The 6,000-nt window shown below is 74.2% G+C and carries 6 protein-coding genes; 1 reads left to right on the top strand and 5 read right to left on the bottom strand.

Translation table 11 applies throughout. The features are described 5' to 3' along the window. Positions 1-114: 114 nt before the first annotated feature. Genes TOK_RS27535 through egtA form a run of 5 tightly spaced genes read right to left on the bottom strand, consistent with a single transcriptional unit; the run spans position 115 to position 5,196 of the window. Positions 115-576: a cupin domain-containing protein gene (locus tag TOK_RS27535; protein WP_098960916.1), complete on the bottom strand. Its 462-nt coding sequence runs from the start codon at positions 574-576 to the stop codon at positions 115-117. Positions 577-625: 49 nt separating this feature from the next. After that, positions 626-1,597, bottom strand: coding sequence for an L-histidine N(alpha)-methyltransferase (egtD, locus tag TOK_RS27530; RefSeq protein ID WP_098960915.1), 972 nt, complete (start codon positions 1,595-1,597; stop codon positions 626-628). Beyond that, entirely contained in the window at positions 1,594-2,421 is an 828-nt protein-coding gene (gene egtC / locus TOK_RS27525) for an ergothioneine biosynthesis protein EgtC (RefSeq protein WP_098960914.1), read from the bottom strand. Before egtC ends, egtD begins: the two co-directional genes overlap by 4 nt. A 4-nt stretch (positions 2,422-2,425) precedes the next feature. Further along, positions 2,426-3,784, bottom strand: coding sequence for an ergothioneine biosynthesis protein EgtB (gene egtB / locus TOK_RS27520; protein WP_098960913.1), 1,359 nt, complete (start codon positions 3,782-3,784; stop codon positions 2,426-2,428). Further along, positions 3,781-5,196, bottom strand: a complete 1,416-nt coding sequence (gene egtA, locus TOK_RS27515; protein WP_253258678.1) for an ergothioneine biosynthesis glutamate--cysteine ligase EgtA — start codon at positions 5,194-5,196, stop codon at positions 3,781-3,783. The genes egtB and egtA overlap by 4 nt, the downstream gene beginning before the upstream one ends. A gap of 131 nt (positions 5,197-5,327) precedes the next feature. On the opposite strand from egtA, the gene TOK_RS27510 reads away from it, so the two are divergent. After that, complete coding sequence (locus tag TOK_RS27510) at positions 5,328-5,915, top strand: TetR/AcrR family transcriptional regulator (protein WP_098960912.1); 588 nt, start codon at positions 5,328-5,330, stop codon at positions 5,913-5,915. Positions 5,916-6,000 lie beyond the last annotated feature (85 nt).

Genomic DNA, 6,000 nt, shown 5'->3' with positions numbered 1-6,000 from the left:
CCCCGCGCCCGCCGTGCGGTCCGGCGGAGTGACGTGCGCGTCGTGTCAATGAATCGGTGACACCAGAGGTGCACGCCTCCGCCGAGCGGATTCGGCTCGTTGTGTGCGTGCCGGTCAGGGAGCCGGGTGGCCCGGGTCGATCCACGGCACGTGCTGCGGGTCCGGGACACCCTCGATGTCGAGGTTGACGACGATCGGCTCCTGCCCGCTGCGGGTCAGCACGCACTCCAGCGGCTCGTCGTCGAGGGCGTTGATCTCCTGGTGCGGCACGAACGGCGGCACGAAGATGAACGAACCCGGGCCACCCTCGGCGGTGAACTCCAGGTCCTGGCCCCAGCGCATCCGCGCCATCCCGCGCACCACGTAGATGACGCTCTCCAGCTCGCCGTGGTGGTGCGCACCGGTCCGCGCACCGGGGTGGATCGTCACCGTTCCGGCCCACAGCCGCTGGGAACCGGTGCGCGCGTGGGTGACCGCGGCGGCGCGGTTCATGCCGGGGGTCTGCGGGGTGTTGGTGTCCAGCGCGTCGGCGGGGACGACGCGGACGCCGGCGGTGCGCCAGTCGGGGACGTTCATGTCGCGACCCTAACCACGTGCCCCGACCGGCGCAGCCGCCCCGCGTGCGTCAGACCGCCATGGCCAGGCTGAGGCCGAAGCGCTCGTCGGGGTCGGCCCACCAGCGGGTCAGCTCGAACCCTGCACCGGCGTACATCTCGCGCACGCCGTCGCGGCGGAACTTCGCCGACACCTCGGTGCGCATCTGCTCGCCCTCGGCGAACGAGACGACGAGGTCGAGCGCGCGGACGTGGACGGTCATGGCATGCCGGGCGCGCAGCCGCATCTCGATCCACTCGTTCTCGGCATCCCAGATCGCGAGGTGCTCGAAGTCGTCGGGGACGAAGTCGGCGTCGAGCTCACGGTTGAGCACGTGCAGGACGTTGCGGTTGAACTCGGCGGTGACGCCCGCGGCGTCGTCGTAGGCGGGGACGACGACCTCGGGCGCGACGACGAGCCCGGTGCCCAGCAGCAGCTGCTCCCCCGGGTCGAGCACGGACCGGACGTGGGCGAGGAAGGCCGCGCGCTCGGCGGGCAGCAGGTTGCCGATGGTGCCACCGAGGAACGCGATCATGCGCCTCCCGCCACGTGGCAGCCGGTCGAGGTCGTGGGTGAAGTCGCCGACGACGCCGTGCAGGTCGAGCTCCGGGTACTCACCGGCCAGCGAGTCGAGCGCGCCACGCAACGCGGCCTCGCTGACGTCCTGGGGTACGTAGCGGCGCAGGGTGCCTGCGCGGGTGAAGGCGTCGAGCAGCAGCCGCGTCTTGGCCGAGGACCCCGACCCGAGCTCGACGATCGTGTCGGCCCCGGATGCGGCGGAGATGTCCTCGACGCTGGTGGCGAGGAGGGCGCGTTCGGTGCGTGTCGGGTAGTACTCCGGGAGCTCGGTGATGGCTTCGAACAGCTCACTGCCGCGCGCGTCGTAGAACCACTTGGGCGGCAGCACCTTCGGCTCGGCCGTCAGCCCCGCGGCGACGTCGGCGCGCAGGGCTGCTGCCGCGTCGGCTTCGGTGAGGTGGACGTCGAGTGCGGCGAGATTCATCGAGTTCCCATCCGATCTCCGGCGTCGGCACGGTCGCCGCTGACGCCGTTGTCGCTGCCCACGATCGTGAGCGCGTCGAGCTGGTACCGGCCGGGGGTGGCGCGCAGCAGGTGCCGGTCGGGCACCGCTTCCCAGCCGGGGAGGTCGTCGAAGGGTTCGGACACGACGGTGACGGCGGCAGCGCCGTCACCGTCGGGACACCGGGTGCGGACCGACAGCGCGTGGTCCCAGGCGGTGGCCCAGATCGCGGTGCCGTCGGTGAGCAGGAGGTTCAGGCGTGACCCGGGGGCCGCCGCCGCGACACCGGTGACGACGTCGGCGAGCACGGCGCCCGGCTCCTCGCCGGCGCGGAGGCGGTGCCGCACCAGCGCCCAGAGCAGCGCGGAGTCGGTGGGGGCGTCGAGGGTGAGCAGGTCGGCGACGGGCAGCCGGGCGGCGAGGCCGGTGACGGACTCCGGCCAGCCCCGGACGACGCCGTTGTGGCTGAACAGCCAGCGTCCCTCGGCGAAGGGCGCGGCGGCGGTGGCCACGACGGGCATCCCGACGGTCGCCGAGCGGACCGCGGCGAGCACCGCCCCCGACGACGTGGCGCCGGCGATCGCGGCGAACGACGTGTCCGACCACATCGGCCGGTCGCTGCGGTAGCGGACCGGGTCCGTGCCGTGCGCCGGGTACCAGCCGGCGCCGAAGCCGTCGGCGTTGACGGTGCCACCGCCTCGCATGTCCGCCGGCGCCCACGACTGCCGCAGCAGCGCGTGAGCCGGCTCGGTGAGCAGGGCGGACAGTGTCGTCGGCGGGCCGAGATGGGCGAGATGGCGGCACACGCCGTCACAGCCCCCCGGCGGACTCGGCCGGCGTCGCGTCGCGGGCGCAGCGGAACCCGGAGAAGATCTGCCGGCGGATGGGGTGGTCCCAGTTGCGGAACGTCGCCCGGACCGCCGACGGGTCGGTGCCGAACGAGCCGCCGCGCAGGATCTTGTAGTCGCCCCCGAAGAACACCTGGGAGTACTCCGGGTACGGGAACATCTCGAACCCCGGATACGGGTGGAAGCCGGTGTCGCACCACTCCCAGACGTCGCCCATCAGCTGGTGCACCCCGTGGGCGGACGCACCGGCCGGGTAGGCACCGACCGGGGCGGGCCGCAGGTGGCGCTGGCCCAGGTTGGCGTGGGCGGGCGTCGGGTCGTCGTCGCCCCACGGGAAGCGCCGGGACCGGCCGGTGGCCGGGTCGTGGCGGGCGGCCTTCTCCCACTCGGCCTCGGTGGGCAGGCGCTTGCCCGCCCAGGCCGCGTAGGCGGCCGCCTCGTGGAAGCAGACGTGCACGACCGGTTCGTCGGCCGGCACTGCCTCGACGACACCGAACCGGCGGCGCCACCACGTGCCGGACGTGTCGCGCTCCCAGAACTGCGGGGCGACCAGCCCGGCGTCGACGCGGTGCGCCCAGCCGGCCTCGCTCCACCAGCGCGGGTCGTCGTAGCCGCCGGCCTCGACGAACGCGACGTACTCGCCGTTGGTCACGGGGTAGGTGTCGATCACGAAGGCGGGCAGGTCGACCGGATGGGCGGGGCGCTCGTTGTCCAGGGCCCACGGCTCGGCCGAGGTGCCGAGCACGAACCGGCCGCCGGGGACGAGGACCTCGCGTGGCCCGAGCCGGACCGGGTCGACCCCCGCGGGCGGTGCGGCCGCGTGCAGCACGGGCGCGCCGAGCCGCAGCTGGTGGGTGGCGAGCATCGTCTCGTCGTGCTGCTGCTCGTGCTGGACGATCATGCCGAACGCGAACCCGTTGTCGACGAGGCGACGCCCGCGCAGCGGGGTCCGGTCGAGCGCGTCGAGGGCCTTGTCGCGCACCTCGGCGATGTAGGTGCGGGCCTCGGCCGGGGTCAGCAGCGGCAGGTCGACGCGGCTCGCGCGGCTGTGCTGGAAGGCGTCGTAGAGCCCGTCGATCTCGGGGCGCAGCGGCTCGCGACCGCCGACGTCCCGCACCAGCCAGAGCTCCTCCTGGCTGCCGATGTGGGCGAGGTCCCACACCAGCGGCGACATCAACGGTGAGTGCTGCGCGACCAGGTCGGACTCGTCGACGGCGTCGGTGAGGGCGGTACTGCGGGCCCTGGACCGGCCGAGCAGCTCGGCGACGCGGGACCGGACGGTCTCCTCGTCGAGGGCTGCGGGGGCGGGGTCGATCGTCACGACGGTTCTCCTTCCGAACCGGGGTGGAGTGAGGCCGGACCGCGATCGACCGGGCTGCCGGGCCGGGCCCGGCAGGCGTCAGCGAGCGGCGGGGCGTCGGCGAGGACCTCCCAGGCGTCCTGCGGGTCGACGGTCCAGATTCGCCGCTCCTCGTCGAGCGGGTCGTCGGCCGGACACCGGCCCAGCAGGACCTGCCGGGCCGTCATGTCCTCCAGCGCCTCCTGCAGCGCAGGGGGCGCCCCGAGGGTGCGGAGCGCGTCGCAGGCGAGCTCGAACACCGGACCGGCCGCGGCGGCGAGCGGCCCGTCCTCCAGGCCGCACCGGGCCGCCTCGATCCAGCGCCCCGCGACGGGCCGGCACAGCTCCCGGGCCTGCGCGGTGACCTCGGGCCGGGAGAGCAGCGCGACGAGGACCGCGGTGGGCAGCGCCCAGCCGTCGCCGGCCTGCCCGTCGACGTAGCGGACCTCCAGGTGTCCGTGCGCCCGCACCGGCGGGAACAGCGTCGACACGTGGTAGTCGAGGTCGGCCGTGGTCGGCGGCGTCGGCATCGCGCCCGCGATCCAGTCGGCGAACGTCACTCCGGCGGGCGCGTCCCAGGGCCCCTCGTCGCGGCGCACGCACAGCAGCGGGGTCGCCAGGACGCGCGCGGCCCAGTCGGCCTCCGGGTCGGCCGACAGCGGAGCCGGCGGGAAGGTGCGGGCCGGGTCGGCCGAGAGCCAGCACGCCATCCTCGAGGACTTCCAGCCGGTGCGCCTGCCGTGGAGGACCGGCGAGTTCGCGAAGGCGGCCAGCAGCACCGGGCCCAGTGCGTGCAGCGTCTCCCACCGCACCGGGAGGTCGGCCTCGGTCCCGACGTCGAGACACACCTGGACGGCGGAGGTGGAGCACATGCCGCTGCGGCCGTAGGGGCCGTTGCGGTCGAACGCGCGCTCCATCGCCGCGTACCGGGGCAGCTCGAGGATGCGCGTCGGCGGGCGGAGGGAGTCGGTGGCTCGTGGCTGAACCGTGAGTCCGTGTTCGGCGAGGCGGCGGTGGAGTTCCGCGGCATCGGCGGTGACGGCCCGGAGCAACGTGCCGAGGTCGGCCAGCGGCGGACTTGCCAGCTCGACCTGGCCGCCGGGCTCGACCGTCACGGTGGAACCGTGCGGGAGCGCCTGGGCCGGGGACGACGGGACGAGAGTGGTGGGGGCGTGCGGGCCGAGGGCTGCCCCGAGGGCGGCTCTGTCCGGCGGCGCCCCGGGGGAGGCACCGGCGTGGACGAGCCATTCCAGCTCGACCCCGAGGAGCCGCGGAGGACCGTGCTTGAAACACACCGACGCCACGTAGGCCTCCGCCTCGGACAGGCTGCGCAACTGCTGCACCCGTGCCTGGGAGGGGCCGGCCATGGGCTCGGCGACACCCGTCTCCTGCATCACCCCGAAAACGGTACTCGGAGGGACCGACATTCGCCGGTGTTGCGCAGGCGACGATCCGATTGCGCGGACGCGTCCCGCCGGTGCCCCGGTGCGGTCCCCGCAATCCGTACGTACGGAATACTGGGATCGTGCCCCGCGTCAGCTCCGACCAGCTCGAGGCGCGCCGCCGCCAGATCCTCGACGGCGCGCGCGCCTGCTTCGCCCGTCACGGCTACGAGGGCGCCACGGTGCGCCGGCTCGAACAGACCACCGGGATGTCGCGCGGAGCGATCTTCCACTACTTCCGCGACAAACAGGCGCTGTTCCTCGCGATCGCCGCGCAGGACGCCCGGGTGATGGCCGAGGTCGTGGCCGAGCAGGGCCTCGTCCAGGTCATGCGCGAGCTGCTGTCCTCCCCCGACAGCCGGCCCGCGGGCTGGACCGGGACCTATCTGGAGACGGCCCGCAAGGCGCGCACCGACCCGACGTTCCGCGAGTCGTGGCAGGCGTACTCGGCCGAGCTGACGGGCGCGACACGGGCACGGCTGGAGCGGCAGGCGGCGTCCGGTGCCCTGCGCCCCGACGTCGACCTCACGGTCCTCACCCAGTACCTGGAGCTCGTCCTGGAGGGGCTCGTGTCCCACCTCGCGATGGGGCTGCCCGCGGGCGACCTGGGCCGGGTGCTCGACGTCGTCGAGCAGTCGGTGCGGCGCGCGGGCGCCCCCGCGGACGTCTGAGCGGAGGCACGGTCCGGCGACGTCACCCGGACGGAGGTGGCGCCCGTCGGCAAGATCGGCGGCTTGACCGACGTCACCCCTGCTG

Origin of the sequence: Pseudonocardia sp. N23 (genome assembly GCF_002583555.1) — a bacterium.
Lineage (GTDB): Bacteria > Actinomycetota > Actinomycetes > Mycobacteriales > Pseudonocardiaceae > Pseudonocardia.
This window is presented reverse-complemented; position numbering and strand designations above follow the sequence as displayed.